This window comes from Serratia sp. S4, from assembly GCF_000347995.1.
GTDB lineage: Bacteria > Pseudomonadota > Gammaproteobacteria > Enterobacterales > Enterobacteriaceae > Serratia > Serratia quinivorans.
Genome location: NZ_KB661120.1, coordinates 4,926,978 through 4,944,823 on the forward strand (window position 1 = coordinate 4,926,978; position 17,846 = coordinate 4,944,823).

The 17,846-nt window shown below is 55.6% G+C and carries 17 protein-coding genes; 8 read left to right on the top strand and 9 right to left on the bottom strand.

Going from position 1 to position 17,846, the window contains the following annotated elements; all coding sequences use genetic code 11:
- Nucleotides 1-217 precede the first annotated feature (217 nt).
- From hofQ to pilM, 5 genes are read right to left on the bottom strand one after another with little or no spacing between them, the layout of a single operon-like run.
- A complete protein-coding gene (gene hofQ, locus SERS4_RS0123775) occupies nucleotides 218-1,459 on the bottom strand; it encodes a DNA uptake porin HofQ (protein WP_017894283.1) in 1,242 nt (413 codons plus the stop codon).
- Nucleotides 1,456-1,818: a DNA utilization family protein gene (locus SERS4_RS0123780; protein ID WP_017894284.1), complete on the bottom strand. Its 363-nt coding sequence runs from the start codon at nucleotides 1,816-1,818 to the stop codon at nucleotides 1,456-1,458. The genes hofQ and SERS4_RS0123780 overlap by 4 nt, the downstream gene beginning before the upstream one ends.
- Nucleotides 1,811-2,338 (bottom strand): hypothetical protein, encoded by a 528-nt coding sequence (locus SERS4_RS0123785; protein WP_017894285.1) that lies wholly within the window; start codon nucleotides 2,336-2,338, stop codon nucleotides 1,811-1,813. Before SERS4_RS0123785 ends, SERS4_RS0123780 begins: the two co-directional genes overlap by 8 nt.
- Nucleotides 2,331-2,867, bottom strand: coding sequence for a PilN domain-containing protein (locus tag SERS4_RS0123790; RefSeq protein ID WP_017894286.1), 537 nt, complete (start codon nucleotides 2,865-2,867; stop codon nucleotides 2,331-2,333). Before SERS4_RS0123790 ends, SERS4_RS0123785 begins: the two co-directional genes overlap by 8 nt.
- Nucleotides 2,867-3,709 carry a type IV pilus biogenesis protein PilM gene (gene pilM / locus SERS4_RS0123795; protein WP_017894287.1) on the bottom strand — a complete coding sequence of 281 codons (843 nt, stop codon included), beginning with the start codon at nucleotides 3,707-3,709 and terminating at the stop codon, nucleotides 2,867-2,869. Before pilM ends, SERS4_RS0123790 begins: the two co-directional genes overlap by 1 nt.
- Nucleotides 3,710-3,831: 122 nt before the next feature.
- On the opposite strand from pilM, the gene mrcA reads away from it, so the two are divergent.
- Nucleotides 3,832-6,390: a peptidoglycan glycosyltransferase/peptidoglycan DD-transpeptidase MrcA gene (gene mrcA, locus SERS4_RS0123800; protein WP_026142565.1), complete on the top strand. Its 2,559-nt coding sequence runs from the start codon at nucleotides 3,832-3,834 to the stop codon at nucleotides 6,388-6,390.
- A gap of 51 nt (nucleotides 6,391-6,441) precedes the next feature.
- On the opposite strand, the gene nudE is transcribed toward mrcA, so the two are convergent.
- Nucleotides 6,442-6,996 carry an ADP compounds hydrolase NudE gene (gene nudE, locus SERS4_RS0123805; protein ID WP_012147288.1) on the bottom strand — a complete coding sequence of 185 codons (555 nt, stop codon included), beginning with the start codon at nucleotides 6,994-6,996 and terminating at the stop codon, nucleotides 6,442-6,444.
- Nucleotides 6,997-7,461: 465 nt separating this feature from the next.
- On the opposite strand from nudE, the gene SERS4_RS0123810 reads away from it, so the two are divergent.
- The 7 genes from SERS4_RS0123810 (at nucleotide 7,462) to SERS4_RS0123840 (ending at nucleotide 14,363) form a co-directional block, all read left to right on the top strand.
- Entirely contained in the window at nucleotides 7,462-9,594 is a 2,133-nt protein-coding gene (locus SERS4_RS0123810; protein ID WP_017894289.1) for an intracellular growth attenuator family protein, read from the top strand.
- Nucleotides 9,595-9,692: 98 nt separating this feature from the next.
- Nucleotides 9,693-10,370: a GMP/IMP nucleotidase gene (yrfG, locus tag SERS4_RS0123815; protein ID WP_012147290.1), complete on the top strand. Its 678-nt coding sequence runs from the start codon at nucleotides 9,693-9,695 to the stop codon at nucleotides 10,368-10,370.
- Nucleotides 10,370-10,777 (top strand): ribosome-associated heat shock protein Hsp15, encoded by a 408-nt coding sequence (gene hslR, locus SERS4_RS0123820; RefSeq protein ID WP_017894290.1) that lies wholly within the window; start codon nucleotides 10,370-10,372, stop codon nucleotides 10,775-10,777. The genes yrfG and hslR overlap by 1 nt, the downstream gene beginning before the upstream one ends.
- A gap of 25 nt (nucleotides 10,778-10,802) precedes the next feature.
- A complete protein-coding gene (gene hslO / locus SERS4_RS0123825; protein ID WP_017894291.1) occupies nucleotides 10,803-11,681 on the top strand; it encodes an Hsp33 family molecular chaperone HslO in 879 nt (292 codons plus the stop codon).
- 196 nt (nucleotides 11,682-11,877) lie between these two features.
- Nucleotides 11,878-13,497 carry a phosphoenolpyruvate carboxykinase (ATP) gene (gene pckA / locus SERS4_RS0123830; RefSeq protein WP_012147293.1) on the top strand — a complete coding sequence of 540 codons (1,620 nt, stop codon included), beginning with the start codon at nucleotides 11,878-11,880 and terminating at the stop codon, nucleotides 13,495-13,497.
- A 126-nt stretch (nucleotides 13,498-13,623) separates the two neighbouring features.
- Nucleotides 13,624-13,887: a plasmid stabilization protein gene (locus SERS4_RS0123835; RefSeq protein ID WP_017894292.1), complete on the top strand. Its 264-nt coding sequence runs from the start codon at nucleotides 13,624-13,626 to the stop codon at nucleotides 13,885-13,887.
- Nucleotides 13,884-14,363 (top strand): type II toxin-antitoxin system VapC family toxin, encoded by a 480-nt coding sequence (locus tag SERS4_RS0123840; protein WP_017894293.1) that lies wholly within the window; start codon nucleotides 13,884-13,886, stop codon nucleotides 14,361-14,363. The genes SERS4_RS0123835 and SERS4_RS0123840 overlap by 4 nt, the downstream gene beginning before the upstream one ends.
- Before the next feature lie 16 nt (nucleotides 14,364-14,379).
- Here the strand turns inward: SERS4_RS0123840 and envZ are convergent, their stop codons facing one another.
- The 3 genes from envZ to SERS4_RS0123855 form a co-directional block, all read right to left on the bottom strand.
- Complete coding sequence (envZ, locus tag SERS4_RS0123845; protein WP_012147296.1) at nucleotides 14,380-15,759, bottom strand: two-component system sensor histidine kinase EnvZ; 1,380 nt, start codon at nucleotides 15,757-15,759, stop codon at nucleotides 14,380-14,382.
- Nucleotides 15,756-16,475, bottom strand: coding sequence for a two-component system response regulator OmpR (ompR, locus tag SERS4_RS0123850; RefSeq protein ID WP_004709363.1), 720 nt, complete (start codon nucleotides 16,473-16,475; stop codon nucleotides 15,756-15,758). The genes envZ and ompR overlap by 4 nt, the downstream gene beginning before the upstream one ends.
- Before the next feature lie 331 nt (nucleotides 16,476-16,806).
- The gene (locus tag SERS4_RS0123855; RefSeq protein WP_017894294.1) at nucleotides 16,807-17,751 is read right to left on the bottom strand and encodes a LysR family transcriptional regulator; all 945 of its coding nucleotides are present in this window, start codon (nucleotides 17,749-17,751) and stop codon (nucleotides 16,807-16,809) included.
- Nucleotides 17,752-17,846 lie beyond the last annotated feature (95 nt).

A 17,846-nucleotide genomic window follows, 5' to 3' on the forward strand; every position in this document is an offset into this window, starting at 1 on the left:
GTTTGGCAACCGAATAAATCGCAATCCACGCCGCAGGAGGGAAACCATACGTTTTTAACGGCGTCTTGGCGCTAACAAAAAAACCTCGGTGCTCAATTCGGTAACCCTTGTAAGCTAAATCGGTCGCAGCGTCAAACGCAGATGCCTCGAAGGTGATAAAAAAGTGCATCTGCTCATCAACTTTAGGCGATTTCCCACGAACCGCACACCCGGTTGCTCAGGCCTTAATCAATGTCGGAGTAATGAATATCACCAGTTCGCGCCGTTTATGCTGTTTGCTGCTCTGTTTGAACAGGGAACCCAGCAACGGCACGTCGCTAATTCCGGGAACCTTATCGGCCCCCTCGGCGCTATGGCGCTGAAATACGCCTCCCAAAACAACGGTTTCGCCATCTTTTACCGTCACCTGAGTTTTGATTTCCTGTTTATCTATCGCCAACGTCTCGCCGGCCGCACGGCTGATTGAACGCCCGGGCATGTTCTGACTGATTTGCAACGTCAGGGTGATGCGGCCATTGGGCAAAATTTTCGGCGTCACCTCCATGCCCAGCACCGCTTCCTTGAACTCCATCGACGTCGCCCCGCTGGAGCCGCTGTTCACTTCATAGGGAATTTCAGTCCCCTGCTTTATGCTGGCGGTTTGCAGGTTCGCAGTCAGCAGGCGTGGGCTGGCAATGATTTCTACCCGGTTCTCCTGCTCCAAAGCCATCAACTCCAGATCCAATAATCGCCCGCCAATTCGCGCCAGATGAAAACCCGCGCTGACAGCACTGCGCTCCAGTGGTAACCCGACGTTAAAGCCGTCCATCTGCCATGAGCTGGCCGGCCGGTCGTCCGGAGCCAACCCCCAGCGCACGCCAAGCTCACGTAAACTCTCGCTGTTGATGGTGACGATATGCGCCGCCAATTGCACCTGAGCCAAAGGCGCATCCATTTCGCCGATCCTTTGCGTTAATAACGCCACGATCGGTGCTGTATCGCGGATCAACACCGCATTGGTGCGTTTATCTGCCACCACGCTGCCACGTTCGCTCAGCAATATTCCGCCCTGCGCGTTCAGGTTTTCAGCAACCTCTTCGGCATCGGCATGACTCAACGGCAGGGTTACGCTTTTCAGCGGCTGTTTTTGTGCCAACGCCTGCTGTTGGCGCTGCTTTTCTTGCTCATTGGGTTCAGGAGAGACCATCATGACATTCCCCTCCAGCGTCATTGACAACTTCCCCATACGCAAAATCACCGCCAGTGCCTGGTGCCAGGGCACATTATCCAACCTCAGCGTCAGGTTGCCCCCCACACCGGCAGCGGTGACCATATTCAGCTGTTGATAGTCCGCCAGCGCCTGCAACACCAGCGTAATGGGAGCCTCCTGAAACTCCAGCGAAACGGGTTCTTGCTCCTGTGCTGCACCGGCGATAACCACACCCCAGAGCAACCCGGCCAACCAACGGCATCCTTTCATTTTTCTTCCTTATGGTTTCTCAGGGTCAACACCACTGCATTCTCAGCGGCCGGACACAGCGGATCGCCCTGGTTCACTTTCAGCGTTACTTGCCCCTTACCGACCTGCTCCACCCGCCAACGCCCGTCCAACAGGGTTTGTTGGGGTTTTAATCGCAGCCACTGCCCGGCGGTCGTAACCACCCAGGCATGGTGTAACGCCGCTCGCCCAATGGTGCCCTTCAATTGCCAATTCACCGGTAACTCCGCCGCGCTCGGACAGTCGGGCAGGGGTAATGGCTTAAAAGGATCGCGTGGCTGAGGCTGGGCCATCAGCGCCAGAGGCAGCCACAGTAACCAGAACCCACAGCATTTATTCATTGGGGTTTACCGCCTCTGCTTCTACCTCTGCCAAAGCCGCCAGGAGAATGAAATGCGCCGTTAGTTCCCCCACCTGCGCCTCAACGGTCATTTGATCAATACGCAACTGGGCTGGAAAACGCTCCAGCAGCCTTAATAAACTGCCGTAATTGAGATGCAGCATCAGGGTTTGGCGCGGCGAATCACCCTGCTGCTGCCAACGCTGCAGCCCGGCCCCCGCTCGTTGCAACGTGCTCGCCAAATCGCTATCGGCGGCAGCTGGGCGAGTGACCTGCTGCAGACTTTGATTCACCTGATCCAGCGTCGGCATACGAGCCAGTTGCTCCCACAAGGGAGTCATCTGTTGCATCAGATGCTGCTGCTGCGCCTCGGTTTGTGTCAGTTGCTGCCATTTTCCTTGTAACAGCAGCAGGCTGAACAGCAGGATCAGGCTGCCCAACACCAGCCACTGGATGGCCAACAGCTTCCACCCCGGCAAACTCAGCCCCCTCGCCAACCACAGCGGCAATGACTTATCCACCCGGCCCCCATTGCGCCATTAAGGTAAACGAGAACAGACCATCCTGGCGCTGTACCACCTCTGCCAGACGGTAGTTCTGTAACAGGGGTAACGCCGTCAGTTGCTGCTCAAACTGAAGCACCGCCTCATAACGCCGGCCAAGTCCCCGTAAAGTGATATTCTGCGAGTGGCTTTCCATTGCGATAAGCCACACCGGGGCAGGCAACAGGGTGGAGAGCTGCTGCAACAGCTGCAGGTAACGCCGGTTATGCACCCGATTGTTGTCATGCTGTTGCGCCAACGCGGTTAAGCGTGCCAGACGCGCCACCGCCTGTTGCAATTGCTGATAACGCCCGGTCAATTCTGTCTGCTGGCCGCTCAGCATCAGCAGTGCCTCATGCCGCTGGGCCTGTTGCTGACTCAACAGGCCGAAAACCACCATCAGTGCCGCCAACACCAGCACCAACTGCAAAATGAATGCGCGTAGCCAAAAGGCATAGCGGCGACGCTGGCCCCGCATGCGCCAGGGCAAAAGATTAACCTGATACATCAGTTGTCCTCAGCGCGCAGCGCCAGCCCGCCGGCCAAAACAAATGCCGCCGGCAATGGGGGTAACGGAGGACGCAGCTGGCTGAAAGCGCTGAGCGGTGACCACGGCAAGCTCCCAGACGGAGGCTGCTCATCCATCACGCTGCTATAGTAAATCTGATGTTCGCCGAGCGATGGGCAGGCGGTACGCATTGCGGCCAACACCTGATTTGCCCCGTCCGCTTCCCGAATCGATACCTGGCCATAGGCAAACTCCGTTCGGTGTGCGGTCACCCATAACCATTCTTCATCGAGGCGGTGCAGCAAACCGGCTTCGCCCGACACGCCTGCGGCCGCCGCCATCACGCGTAGCGCACATGGGGCAATATCAACCACCTGCGGCTGTAAATTGGCCTGACGCAGACAGTTCAGCCACTGTTGCAGCTCTTGCTGACGGGCGGCGGTCAGCAGCAGAGTCGCGTGTTCGGGCAGGGATTGGCGGTAGTCCAGCGCCAATGTTTGGCTATCCAGAGGAAACTTTTTCAGCCCCTGGCTGGTGATGTAGTCACCGCGCGCAGGCTCTTTCAGCCTGGCGTCCGGCAGTGGCAACCTGTGCTGTAAAACCCGCTGCGCGGGCAGAGCAATGCGTAAGGAAATATGTCTTGGTAACTGAACCCGCCATTGGCGCAACGCCTGGATCAGCGCGTCGCTCTGCTCCAGACAGCCCTCACGCAGCACCGGTTGCGGCAACCTTTGTTGCCACCAGTGACGCAGTTGCCAGCCATTGCGACGGCGCTGTGCCGCCAGGGCACGAACGCAGTGACTTTGTATATCCAGCCCCACCTGCCATGCTTGAGTGATCATATTTTGCCCGACCTCCTTATCGTCAGATAACAAAAGAACATATCCATGTTGCAGGCTTGCCTTTATACTACCGCGCGGTTGTTTATAAACTGCCCAAATGACATGAAAATGGGAAATCTCAGGTGAAGTTCGTAAAGTATTTACTAATCCTTGCAGTGTGTTGCATCGTGTTGGGGGCAGCCTCGATTTTTGGCTTGTACAAATATGTCGAGCCACAGCTGCCTGACGTCGCAACGCTGAAAGATGTGCGGCTGCAAATACCGATGCAGGTTTACAGCGCCGATGGCGAGCTGATCGCCCAATACGGTGAGAAACGCCGTATTCCGCTAAAATTGAACCAAATTCCGCCGGTTATGGTGCATGCGTTTATCGCCACCGAAGACAGCCGCTTCTATGAGCATCATGGCGTCGACCCAATCGGTATCTTCCGTGCTGCCTCTATTGCGCTGGTCTCTGGCCATGCGTCACAGGGGGCAAGTACCATTACCCAGCAGCTGGCGAGAAACTTCTTCTTAAGCCCGGAACGCACCCTGATGCGCAAGATCAAGGAAGCCTTCCTGGCAATACGCATCGAGCAGATGCTGACCAAAGACGAAATCCTCGAGCTGTATCTGAACAAAATCTATCTGGGGTATCGCGCCTATGGCGTGGGTGCTGCGGCGCAGGTTTATTTCGGTAAAGACGTCAGTCAGCTCAGCTTAAGCGAAATGGCGACCATCGCCGGCTTGCCGAAAGCCCCATCAACCTTCAATCCGCTCTACTCTCACGATCGCGCCGTAGCTCGCCGCAACGTGGTGCTGTCGCGGATGCTGGATGAGCATTACATCACTCAGGCGCAGTTCGATCAGGCGCGCAGTGAAGAGCTGGTGGCCAATTACCATGCGCCAGAAATCAGCTTCTCCGCCCCCTATCTCTCCGAGATGGTGCGTCAGGAGATGATCAAGCGTTACGGTGACAATGCTTATACCGACGGCTATAAGGTCTACACCACAGTCACCAAAAAACTGCAGTTGGCGGCGCAGGACTCAGTGCGTAACAACGTGCTGGCGTACGATATGCGCCACGGCTACCGCGGCCCGTCCAACGTGCTGTGGAAAGTGGGTGAAGCGGCCTGGGACCAAAAGCAGATCGTCGATTCCTTGAAGAATCTGCCGAACTACGGCCCATTGTCGCCGGCGGTGATTGTCGCAACCAGCGCCGAAGAGGCAACGGCCATGATGGCAGACGGCAGCCATGTCGCGCTGCCGATGTCCACCATGCGCTGGGCGCGGCCTTACAGATCCGACACTCAGCAAGGCCCAACGCCGAAACGCGTCACCGATGTGGTGCAGGCCGGCCAACAAGTGTGGGTTCGCAAGGTGGGTGAAAACTGGTGGCTGTCACAGGTACCGGACGTCAACTCCGCCCTGGTTTCGATCAACCCGAATGACGGCGCGGTGAAAGCCCTGGTCGGCGGGTTTGACTTCAACCAAAGCAAGTTCAACCGCGTGACTCAGGCGCTGCGTCAGGTCGGCTCCAATATCAAGCCCTTCCTGTATACCGCCGCGATGGACAAGGGCCTGACCCTGGCCACTATCCTCAATGACCTGCCGATCACCCGTTGGGATCCAGGTGCCGGTACCGACTGGCGGCCGAAGAACTCACCGCCAACTTACGATGGCCCGATTCGCCTGCGTCAGGGGCTGGGACAATCGAAGAACGTGGTGATGGTGCGCGCGATGCGTGCTATGGGCGTCGACTACGCAGCGGAATACCTGCAGCGCTTCGGCTTCCCGGCGCAAAACATCGTGCATACCGAATCACTGGCACTGGGCTCGGCTTCGTTCACCCCAATGCAGCTGGTACGCGGTTACGCGGTGCTGGCTAACGGCGGTTATCTGGTGGATCCGTACTTCATCACCAAGATTGAAGACGATAACGGCAACACCGTGTTCGAAACCAAACCGAAGATTGTCTGCGACAGCTGTAATCTGCCGGTGATTTATGGTGACACTCACCGCTCGGCCGTGCTTTCCGAAGACAACATTGAAAATGTCGCGACGTCGCAGGAAGGCAAAAATGGCAACGTGCCAATGCCGCAGTTGGAGCAGGTAACCCCGGCTCAAGTCCAGCAGGACGGCGATCAGCAGTATGCGCCGCACGTTATCAGCACCCCGCTGGCGTTCCTGATGCACGATGCGCTGAACAGCAATATCTATGGCGAACCGGGTTGGATGGGTACCGCCTGGCGTGCAGGTCGTGACCTGAAACGCCGTGATATCGGTGGCAAAACCGGTACCACCAACAGTTCAAAAGACGCCTGGTTCTCCGGCTATGGCCCGGATACCGTGACGTCGGTATGGATTGGTTTCGATGACCACCGCCGTGATCTTGGCCGTACAACGGTATCCGGCGCGATCCCGGATCAGGCTTCCGGCGGTGAAGGCGGGGCCAAGAGTGCGCAACCGGCATGGGATGACTTTATGAAAACCGCACTGGAAGGCATTCCAGAGCAGAAGGTGACCCCACCACCGGGCATTATCAGCGTTACCATCGACAAAAGCAGCGGTAAGCTTTCCGGTGGCGGCGGCGGCAGCCGTTCCGAGTACTTTATCGAAGGAACTCAGCCGACGGACTATCCTTCACGAGATACCGGCACTACGCTGACGGATCCCGGCGGCGAAAGCCACGAGTTGTTCTAACAAAAAAAGGGCCCAGATTCATCTGGGCCCTTTTTCATTTAACCGTCGCGCTTAGCGGGAACCGCGTAAAAATGCCTCGGTGAGGAACAACGCACTCACGTTGCGCGCCTCGCGGAAATCAGGCTCTGCCAGCAACGCCATCATATCCGCTATTGGCCAACGCACCTGCGGCAAAGGCTCCGGCTCATCCCCTTCCAGACTTTGCGGGTAGAGATCGTGCGCCAGTACAATATTCATTTTGCTGGAAAAGTACGACGGGGCCATCGTCAGCTTGCTGAGGAAATCAAAGCGTCTGGCACCAAAACCTACCTCTTCCATCAGCTCACGGTTAGCCGCTTCCAGCACGCCTTCACCCGGATCAATCAAGCCTTTGGGAAAGCCAAGCTCATAAGATTCGGTGCCCACGGCATATTCACGGATCAGCAGCAAATCGTCGCCAATCACCGGCACAATCATCACGGCCTCGCGATCTGAGGGCCGCATCCGCTCATACACCCGCCGTACACCGTTACTGAACTCCAGATCGACCGATTCAACGTTAAATAAACGCGAACGCGCGACCGTTTCCACTTTCAGAATTTTAGGTTTTTGCAGGTGTTTATCCATGATTGCCTCAAATGAGTTATCCGCTAGCAAGCCACAGCATCGGGCGTGCTAACGCGGGTAACCAGAATAATGATGGGCGTGACGCGTAGTCCGCATGCGTTCAAACGCTGACCAAATCCGATCTTGATCACATTGTGCGTTAATGAGAACCTTTGCCGCAACGAGCACAAGCAGTAATTTACTTTTTTTTAACAAGCCTAGCCAGTACCCGCCGCTTTTCTGTTCTCATCCAGTAAAAAGAGCGCATTAAAATAAGATAATGCCGATATCGACAGTGCAACCTGGTTGCTATCATCACACAGGTAAGAAAGGGCAATAAGACGAATATTTTTATCAATAAGTGAGATCCTGACAGAGAATCTGTTCTCTCGTTACGGATCAGGGTGTCTCTTGGTGATTTGGCTGCGTATAATAGTCCAGGATTCATCAGGTTGGTGAGGTTCACGGGTACAGGATGGGGATAGCATGAGCACAATAGTGTTGATATTGGCCTTAGTGCTTGCCTGCCTGATTGCCGCCGGCCTGTATCTTTGGTTCAAAGCCCGCAATCAGCCGCTGCTGATGCGTACGCTGCCCTTTATCAAACCCACCCACCGCAAGCTGACCGGCGAAGAACGCGCCGCCGTTGAGCACTATCTTGGCCAACAAAACAAGCTGAGCAACAAACTGTTGCCCGGCAGCAACTCATTGCCTTCTGCCAAACTGGCGCTGACGCCGCAAAGCGACAACGTCTACCCGGTTACCCACGCCATTACCCGTTACGGCCTCGCCAGCGATGAACCCAATAAATGGCGCTATTATCTGGACGCCGAAGAGGTGCATCTGCCGCCGTTCTGGGAGCAGTACATCAGCGCCGATAACCATGTGGAAGTGATTAGAACCCAGACGCTGCCGCTGGTGATCTCTCTCAACGGGCATTCGCTGAAAGACCATATTCACGATCGGCCGCTGCCGCCGGTGGTGAAGGCGACCCCGAGCCAAAACGCCTCTATCCGCAAGGAAGAGAGCGAGCATGTCGAACTGCTGAACATCCGCAAGGAAACCCCGGAGGAACACGCACTCAATCGCCCGAACGGTATCAAAGAGGCCGCCATTATCTCGGCGGCTCTGCTGCTGCTGTTCTTCAGCCTGATAAGCCCGGTAGTGGTGATCCCCTGGATGATTGTCGTCGCCGTGTTGATGATCGCCTGGGGCTGCTGGAACCTGTTCCGCCGCCCTGCCACACGCGAACTAAAAGAAGTGCACTGCCTGCGGGGTACCCCCAAGCGCTGGGGGCTGTTTGGCGAATCCAATCAGGGGCAAATCAGCAATATCTCACTCGGCATCATTGATCTGATTTACCCGCCGCACTGGCAGCCATACATCGCCCAGGATCTAGGTAAAACCACCGACGTGGATATCTACCTTAACCGTCAGGTGCTGCGCCAGGGTCGCTACCTTTCACTGCATGACGAGGTGAAAAACTTCCCGCTGCAGCAATGGGGCAGGAACGCGGTTCTCATGGCCAGTTCACTTTTGGTGCTGCTGCTGTTGCTGACCTATATCCCGCTAAGCCTGCCACTCAAGCTGAGCATGGCCTGGCTACAGGGCGCGCAAAAAATTGAAGTGACCAACGTACAGGCACTGGAAGGCGCAACGTTACGCATCGGGGATACCCTGAAAGCCCAGGGCACGGGCATGTGCTACGTACCACCGTTAACCAGTGGCACGCGCTCCGCCAGCTTTATGCCGTTCGACTGTTCCGGAATTTACTGGAACAACGCGGCGCCACTGCCGCAGCCGGAATCGGAAGTAATCGACAAGGCCTCAGCCCTGCTGGCGACGGTCAACGCCCAGTTGCACCCTGACGGCACCGACCAAAAGCTCAACCCACAGTTGGCCAGCGCAATCGAAAAATCCGGCATGATCCTGCTGGATGATTTTTCCGATATCGTGCTGAAAACGCAGGATCTGTGCCAAGCGGATAATGACTGCGTCCGGCTGAAGAACGCACTGGTCAATCTGGGCAACGTCAAAAATTGGGGCACTCTGGTGAAACGTGCCAAATCAGGCTCGCTGCAAGGGGTGAACGTGTTGCTGCGCCCGGTGAGCGCCGAATCGCTGGAAAGCCTGACCAAAGTGGCCGCATCATCCTTCGTCTACAGCGAAACCAGGCAGGCCGCCGCCGCGCTCAACAGCCCGCCACCGGGGGGGTTCCTGATCACCAGTGATGAAGGCAAACAGCTGGTGAATCATCCGCAGCCGACGGTGCCGCTAAACGAATACAACGCACTTGACCAGTGGAATGAGCTACAACGCCTTGCCGGCATGCTGCTGCATACGCCGTTCGAGGCCCAGGGCGTGATCACCAATATCAGCGTCGATGCCAACGGTACCCGTCATATTGCACTGCACAGCGAACCGGATATCATCACCCTGTGGCGCTATCTCGGCACCAGCCTGCTGCTGCTGAGCGTCGCCGTCGTGCTGGGCTACAACAGCTGGAAACTGGTGCAGCGCCGTCGCATCAATCAGCACCGCATCGCCGATATCCAGCGCTACTACGAAAGCTGCTTTAACCCGCAGCTCGCCCCGATGTCATTGCGGCCGATGCCCTGAGTCATTAGCCCCGGCCTGCGCCCTGTCATCAGCTTATGCTACGCTAACGCTATTCCCCTTATCCTGCGGATCGCCGAAGGTTCGCCTATGGAGTTTTCATGGTTCCCGAGTTTGACTGGAGTGAGATTGATACCGTGCTGCTGGATATGGACGGTACCCTGCTCGATCTGGAGTTCGACAGCCACTTTTGGCTCAGCCTGGTACCACAGGCCCTGAGCGAGCAGCGGGCTATTCCCTTCGATGAAGCGCGTAAAATTATTCACCAGGAATATCTGGCCGTACAGCACACCATGAACTGGTACTGCTTCGATTACTGGAGCGAACGGCTGGATATGGATATTTACCGCATGACCAGCGAGGTAGGCAACCGTGCTCGTCTGCGTGAAGATACCGAGCCGTTTTTACAAGCATTACGTGCGGCGGGCCACCAGACGATTTTGTTGACCAATGCCCATCCGCACAGCCTGGCGGTAAAAATTGAGCACACCGGTTTGGATCGGCACCTTGATTTATTACTTTCCACCCACACATTTGGTTATCCGAAAGAAGATCAGCGTTTGTGGCAGGCAGTGCAGCAACACACCGGTTTTGATCCGCAGCGTACGCTGTTTGTCGACGACGGCGAACCGATACTGGATGCCGCCCGTACCTTCGGTATTCGCTACTGCCTGGGCGTGCAAAACCCGGATTCCAGCATGGCGGAGAAAACCTTCCAGCATTACCCATCGATGCGCGATTACCGCCTGTTGATACCGGCGCTGGCCAGGGGGAATTGATGAAAGGAAAAGCAACAGGCGACGAAGCCGTTCGGCTGGACAAGTGGCTATGGGCGGCACGTTTTTATAAGACCCGCGCACTGGCACGGGAGATGATCGACGGCGGCAAGGTGCACTACAACGGACAGCGCGGCAAACCGAGCAAAATTGTCGAGCTTAACGCCGAGATCAAACTGCGTCAGGGAAATGAAGAACGCACGGTGATCGTGCTGGCTTTGACCAGCCAACGGCGCGGCGCCGATGAGGCGCAGCAAATGTATCAGGAAACCGAGGCCAGCATCGTCAACCGAGAGAAAGTGGCGCTCGCGCGCAAAATGAATACGCTGACCATGCCGCATCCGGACCGCCGTCCGGACAAGAAAGAGCGGCGCGACCTGATTAAATTTAAATTTGGTGAGCAGGAATAACCCCTCACCGCAATGAGAGAAAACTATGTCTAACCATGACCAATTGCACCGTTACCTGTTTGAAAACTACGCGGTGCGCGGTGAGCTGGTTACCGTCAGCGAAACCTATCAGCAGGTTCTGAACAACCACGACTATCCGGCACCGGTCAAGAAACTGCTGGGTGAACTGCTGGTTGCCACCAGCCTGCTGACCGCAACGTTGAAGTTTGACGGCGACATCACCGTCCAGTTACAAGGCGACGGTCCACTGAAGCTGGCGGTGATTAACGGTAACAACCGCCAGGAAATGCGTGGCGTAGCACGCGTACAGAGCGAAATTACTGATGACAGTACGCTGCACCAAATGATCGGCAATGGCGTCATGGTGATCACCATCGCCCCCACCGAGGGCGAACGCTATCAGGGCGTAGTGGCGCTGGAAGGGGAAACGCTGGCCGAGTGCCTCGAGGCTTACTTCCGTCAGTCAGAGCAGTTACCTACCCGCCTGTTCATCCGTACCGGTGAGTCTGAAGGTCAACCGGCCGCGGGTGGCATGCTGCTGCAGGTGCTGCCGGCGCAGGACGGTAACGCCGATGACTTCGATCATCTGGTGCAACTGACCAACACGGTGAAAAGCGAAGAGCTGTTCGGCCTACCGGCCAACGAAGTGCTGTATCGCCTGTATCATCAGGAAGAAGTCACCCTGTATGAACCGCAGGACGTTGTCTTCCGTTGCACCTGTTCACGCCAGCGTTGCGCCGATGCGCTGATCACGCTGCCGGCGGAAGAAGTGGCTCAAATGCTGGAGCAAGACGGCAATATTGATATGCACTGCGATTATTGCGGCAATCACTATGTCTTCGACGCCATGGACGTAGCCGCGCTGTACACCGGTAACACCGGCGAAAGCGAGCAGTTGCACTAAGTAGCACCTTATATCGGCGGGCGCGCCCTGCGCCTGCCGGTTTTCTTCGTTTGCACGTTTGCTTTTTTCCGTGTGCTATCTCTCATAACGTAACGAAAAACCGACTAAAACGTTAAATATTTGATACCTATCGCGGTTACTCGCTGCTGAATCCCTACAATTGGCGCCAGAAATTCTGTGACCAAGGAGTAGTGACATGCGTGTTAAAGGTATAACCCCTCAGGATCTGGCCGCTTATGGGATTCATAACGTCGGCGAAATCGTTCACAACCCGAGTTATGACTTGCTGTTCAAGGAAGAAACAGACCCATCTCTGGAAGGTTTTGAGCGTGGGGTGGTAACCAAACTGGGTGCTGTATCCGTCGACACCGGTATTTTTACCGGCCGTTCCCCGAAAGATAAGTACATTGTCCGTGACGACATCACCCGCGACACCGTGTGGTGGGCCGATCAGGGTAAAGGTAAAAACGACAACAAACCCCTTAGCCCGGAAACCTGGGCAGACCTGAAACAGCTGGTCACCACACAACTCTCCGGTAAACGTCTGTTTGTGATGGATACCTTCTGCGGCGCCAACGCCGACTCCCGTCTGAAAGTCCGCTTTATTACCGAGGTAGCCTGGCAGGCGCACTTCGTTAAAAACATGTTCATCCGTCCGACGGATGAAGAGCTGCAGGATTTCGAGCCGGACTTCGTGGTCATGAACGGCGCCAAATGCACTAACCCGAACTGGCAGCAACAGGGCCTGAACTCGGAAAACTTTGTCGCCTTCAACCTGACCGAGCGCATGCAACTGATTGGCGGCACCTGGTACGGCGGCGAAATGAAAAAGGGTATGTTCTCCATCATGAACTACCTGTTGCCGCTGAAAGGCATCGCCTCAATGCACTGCTCGGCCAACGTAGGCGAGAAAGGCGACGTGGCGGTATTCTTCGGCCTGTCCGGCACCGGCAAAACCACCCTGTCCACCGATCCGAAACGCCAACTGATTGGCGATGACGAGCACGGTTGGGATGATGACGGCGTGTTTAACTTCGAAGGCGGCTGCTACGCCAAAACCATCAAGCTGTCTGAAGAAGCCGAGCCGGATATCTATCACGCCATCAAACGCGATGCGCTGCTGGAAAACGTCGTCGTTCTGGCTGACGGCACCATAGATTTCAATGATGGTTCGAAAACCGAGAATACCCGCGTTTCCTATCCGATCTATCACATCCAGAATATCGTGAAGCCGGTTTCCAAAGCGGGTCACGCCACCAAGGTGATCTTCCTGACCGCAGACGCCTTCGGCGTACTGCCGCCGGTATCTCGCCTGACCGCTAACCAGACCCAGTACCACTTCCTGTCTGGCTTTACCGCCAAGCTGGCCGGTACCGAGCGCGGCGTGACCGAGCCGACCCCAACCTTCTCCGCCTGCTTCGGCGCAGCCTTCCTGTCGCTGCACCCAACGCAGTACGCTGAAGTGCTGGTGAAACGCATGCAGGCCGCCGGCGCGCAGGCCTATCTGGTAAACACCGGCTGGAACGGCACCGGCAAACGTATCTCGATCAAGGATACCCGCGGCATTATCGACGCGATCCTCAGCGGTGAAATCGATAAGGCAGAAACCATTACTCTGCCTATCTTCGACCTGGCGATGCCAACCTCACTGCCGGGCGTTAACCCGGATATCCTGGATCCACGCGCCACTTACGCCAGCCTTGAGCAATGGCAAGAGAAGGCACAGGATCTGGCCGAGCGTTTTGTCACCAACTTTGACAAATACACCGATACCCCGGCAGGTGCCGCGCTGGTCAGCGCCGGTCCAAAACTGTAAAACCTTCTTTTTACAGCTTCAGCCAAGGCGTGGATCCCACGCCTTTTTTTATTTTTATTGGTTGTTATTTAATCAACGCAAAGGGATAATAATGCAGTGCAATCATTGATAGCAAAGGAGGTTTCAATGGCTACCATAACCGTCAGGAATCTGGACGACGAAGTAAAAGAGTTGCTGCGCGTCTCGGCAGCGAAAAATGGCCATTCCATGGAGGAGGAAGCTCGTATGATTTTGAAACAGGCATTAGTGAAAAAACACCCGCGCTATGGGTTGGGCACCTGGATGCATCAGCATTTTGCCGAGTTGGGTGGCGTTGAACTGGAGATCCCGCCGCGTGATAAAACACCTCCGCGCATTGTCACCTTTGACGACGACGATGACCAGGTATGATTATTCTCGATACCAATGTGGTTTCAGAAACGTTGCGCCCCAATCCGCACTACAACGTCCTCACATGGCTGAATGAAAAAGACAACGATGAGCTTTATCTAAGTGCGATAGTTCTCGCCGAGCTGTTCAGTGGGGTGGCCTGTATGCCTGAAGGTAAACGGCAGCGCGAATTCAAACATAAGCTGGCGGAGGCGGTGCAGATAAGATTTGATGAGCAAACTCTGCCATTTGATACACTTTGCGCGCTGCAATACGCGGAACTTATGGGGAAAAATCAGCGTCAGGGCCGGTTAATGAGCATGGCGGACACCCAAATCGCCGCCACCTGCCTGCATTACGGTGCCGCCCTGGCCACGCGTAATACCAAAGACTTTATCCATTGCGGAATTGAATTAATCGACCCCTGGCAAGCCAGCACCGGTCGGCGTCTGCATGAAGAAGCGGCGGAATATTACGTCATGAGCAGAAAACCCTGACAGGGTAGCCTCACTGTCAGGGGAGTTTGGCGCTGTCTTTCACTGCCTGATGCCCGTTGGCCGACTCTTTCTTTTCCATCGGCAACGGAATATAAGCCCTGATCAACAACCCGCCGCGTTCGCTGGTGCCAATATCCAAAGCGCCGTGATGACCATCGATAATACGTTGTACGATAGCCAGGCCAAGCCCGGTTCCGCTGGTGCTGCGTGCGCTGTCGCCACGGACAAACGGCTGCAGCAGATGTTTCAACTCTTCCGGTTTAATGCCCGGGCCGTCGTCTTCCACCTGGAACCAGCCGCGCTGCAGCTCACGGCCACTACTGACTTTGATCCAGCCGTTGCCGTAACGTGCCGCATTCACCACCATATTCGCCGCCGCACGCTTGATCGACAGCGGATGCACATTCATCATCAGTTCACCCGGTGCCATGGCGGTTTCGATAACCCGCTCATAGCCACTCTCGGCCGCGACCACTTCACCCAGAATGCCATTCAGATCGCTTAACTCGGTCTGCATCTCCTGGCCGGTGCGCAGATAGTCAATAAACTGCTCAATGATGGCGTTGCACTCTTCAATGTCTTTATTGATCGACTCCGCCAGATAGCCGTCTTCGGCACTCATCATCTCGGTTGCCAGACGGATGCGCGTCAGCGGTGTACGCAGGTCGTGGCTGACGCCGGCCATCAGCAGCGTGCGGTCATCCGCCAGTTGCTTAACGCCCGATGCCATCTGATTAAAGGCCCGCGTTACCGAACGTACTTCAGATGCGCCGTACTCACGCAACGGCGGCGGAATAATACCCTTGCCGACCTGCAGAGCCGCATGCTCCAGCTCCACCAGCGGGCGGTTTTGGATACGAATAAACAGCCAGGCACCGCCTATCGCCAACAGCATAATTGCCAGGGTATAACGGAACAGCGGCGAGAAATCGCCCTGGTGAATCTCAGTCAGCGGAACGCGCACCCAGATATCCGGCTGCAGCCAGGTCTTCAGCCACACCACCGGTGAGTTTTTGTTCACTTCTACACGGACATCGGTTGGCCCACCGAGCTGCTGAGCCATTTGCTGGCTGAGGAATTGATAGTGCTGCGCCCAGCGCAGACCGCTCTCCTCTGCCGCCGAGTTGGTGTAGAGAGAAATCCCCAGTTCGCGATAGATTTCACGACGGAACGCCGGCGGCACCTCCAGCAAGGTCCCATCCTCCAGCTGCAGCTTATCGGTCATCAGCATACGAACTTCGTAGGCCAATACCTTGTTGAACTGCTGCAAACTGGGCAGGATGGCGAAGTTCAGCACCACCAGATAGGTCGTCACCAGGCTGACGAACAGCAAGGTGACGATCAATAGCAGGGTTCGGGCAAACGAGCTACGCGGTGAAAAGCGTAATCGTCTCATGCCTTGCTGCCGTCCGGGACGAAGACGTAGCCAAGACCCCAAACGGTCTGGATATAACGTGGATGCGCAGGATCTTCCTCAACCATACGACGCAGACGAGAAATCTGCACGTCGATGGAGCGTTCCATGGCGCTGTATTCACGGCCGCGGGCCAGGTTCATCAACTTGTCACGCGACAGCGGTTCACGCGGATGGCTCACTAACGCCTTCAGTACCGCGAACTCGCCGCTGGTCAACGGCATAGGCTCGTCTTCACGGAACATTTCGCGGGTACCCAGGTTCAGTTTGAATTTGCCAAAGGCAATCACCGCTTCTTCTTGCGAAGGCGCGCCCGGCAGTTCATTAGCCTGACGACGCAATACCGCACGGATACGGGCCAGCAGTTCACGCGGGTTGAACGGTTTTGGGATGTAATCGTCAGCGCCGATTTCCAGACCGACGATACGGTCGACTTCTTCACCTTTGGCGGTCACCATAATGATCGGCATAGGGTTGCTTTGGCTGCGCAGACGGCGGCAGATAGAAAGCCCGTCTTCGCCCGGCAACATCAGGTCCAGCACCATCAGGTGGAAGGATTCACGTGTCAGCAAGCGATCCATTTGCTCAGCGTTGGCTACGCTGCGAACCTGAAAACCCTGTTCGGTTAAATAACGTTCTAAAAGCGCGCGCAGGCGCATGTCATCATCGACGACCAGAATCTTATGATTCTCTTGCATTGTAGTACTCCCAAAGGCTTTATTGCCTGACGTGAATATTGTTAAAAAACCATGGCAATTCGGACAGCGATTATTGGTATATATTCTAGACTAAATTGTTACAAAGCTTATTCTTTTACCGAGTTATCAATATCTTTCATTCAACAAGTCAATTAATCCACTCAATATTGCCTCGTTTCGCCGTAAAAAGCTCACTCAGCCCTCCCGGAAGAATGACATCATCATCGTGGACTGCTGGGGACTGGCCCTCAAATTAATAACGTATTTATAACCTGATTAGCCCTGATGCCGGCGAGTGTGGCCTCAGTCTAAGCCGCCAGTGACAATGCACCTAATGTTCTGCCGTGCATTCATCGGCACTATTGTCGTCATCGCGTTGGAATAACCCACGTATTTCGCCCCGCAGCCATTGATTGCCACGGTCATGATGAGCGCGCTCATGCCAATACTGCATCACCGGGAACGGAGGTATTGGGAAAGGCACCGGATAAATATGCACCTTGCCCGCAGCCTGCAGTAACTGTGCCGCCTCATAGGTCACCGTGGCGAGCAGGTCCGTTTGGGCAATGATCTGGGTCAGGCTCAGAAAGTGGCTGGTCTGCAGTTTGACGTTGCGCACAATCCCCTGCTCCCTCATCGCCTGTTCGGCAATTTCCTGGCTGCGAATACGCAAACGAGCGGTCACGTGTTCAGCCTGCAAGAACTGCGGCAATGACAGCGTTTTGCCAATCTGCGGATGGCCCTGGCGCACCGCACAACAGAACCCACTGTAAAATAACCGCTGCTGATAAAAAACGGCGCGACGCAGGTCGGGAAAGTAGCCGATAGCCAGATCGACCCGTCCGCTTTCCAGCGCCTCTTCCAATTGCGCTGGCCCCAGCTCATGGCTGACCACCGCCATCTCCGGGGCCACCTGAGCCAGGTGGTTAATCAAAGGTGGTAAAAAATACTGCTCGCCAATGTCCGGCATACAGAGCGTCAGCGTTCTGCGGCTAGCCGCAGGATCAAACCCCACCGGTTGCAAAACATCATCGCGGATCATCGACAGCACACGTTCCACGGACGGCATCAGTTCGCTGGCCCGGTCAGTTGGGCACATCTCGTTATTAATCCGCACAAACATCGGGTCGTCAAACAGTTGACGCAGGCGAGCCAGTGCATGGCTCACCGCCGGCTGGCTGATGCCCAGCATCTGCCCCGCCAGGCCGACGCTACGCTGGCGAAAGATAGCGTCAAACACCACCAATAAATTCAAATCGACGTTCTTCAAATTCATTTTTCTTATTCGCCCAATAAACCACATTCGATTGATTGATTGTAGGCAGCAGATATTCTCTCAGTACATAAGAATTTTCATTTCATTAACAAAAA

Coding starts and splice junctions, on each gene's coding strand:
- hofQ (WP_017894283.1), bottom strand. CDS start 1,459: ATGAAAGGATGCCGTTGGTTGGCCGGGTTGCTCTGGGGTGTGGTTATC.
- SERS4_RS0123780 (WP_017894284.1), bottom strand. CDS start 1,818: ATGAATAAATGCTGTGGGTTCTGGTTACTGTGGCTGCCTCTGGCGCTG.
- SERS4_RS0123790 (WP_017894286.1), bottom strand. CDS start 2,867: ATGTATCAGGTTAATCTTTTGCCCTGGCGCATGCGGGGCCAGCGTCGC.
- pilM (WP_017894287.1), bottom strand. CDS start 3,709: ATGATCACTCAAGCATGGCAGGTGGGGCTGGATATACAAAGTCACTGC.
- nudE (WP_012147288.1), bottom strand. CDS start 6,996: ATGGATAAACACCTGCAAAAACCTAAAATTCTGAAAGTGGAAACGGTC.
- SERS4_RS0123810 (WP_017894289.1), top strand. CDS start 7,462: ATGAGCACAATAGTGTTGATATTGGCCTTAGTGCTTGCCTGCCTGATT.
- yrfG (WP_012147290.1), top strand. CDS start 9,693: ATGGTTCCCGAGTTTGACTGGAGTGAGATTGATACCGTGCTGCTGGAT.
- hslR (WP_017894290.1), top strand. CDS start 10,370: ATGAAAGGAAAAGCAACAGGCGACGAAGCCGTTCGGCTGGACAAGTGG.
- hslO (WP_017894291.1), top strand. CDS start 10,803: ATGTCTAACCATGACCAATTGCACCGTTACCTGTTTGAAAACTACGCG.
- pckA (WP_012147293.1), top strand. CDS start 11,878: ATGCGTGTTAAAGGTATAACCCCTCAGGATCTGGCCGCTTATGGGATT.
- SERS4_RS0123835 (WP_017894292.1), top strand. CDS start 13,624: ATGGCTACCATAACCGTCAGGAATCTGGACGACGAAGTAAAAGAGTTG.
- SERS4_RS0123840 (WP_017894293.1), top strand. CDS start 13,884: ATGATTATTCTCGATACCAATGTGGTTTCAGAAACGTTGCGCCCCAAT.
- envZ (WP_012147296.1), bottom strand. CDS start 15,759: ATGAGACGATTACGCTTTTCACCGCGTAGCTCGTTTGCCCGAACCCTG.
- ompR (WP_004709363.1), bottom strand. CDS start 16,475: ATGCAAGAGAATCATAAGATTCTGGTCGTCGATGATGACATGCGCCTG.
- SERS4_RS0123855 (WP_017894294.1), bottom strand. CDS start 17,751: ATGAATTTGAAGAACGTCGATTTGAATTTATTGGTGGTGTTTGACGCT.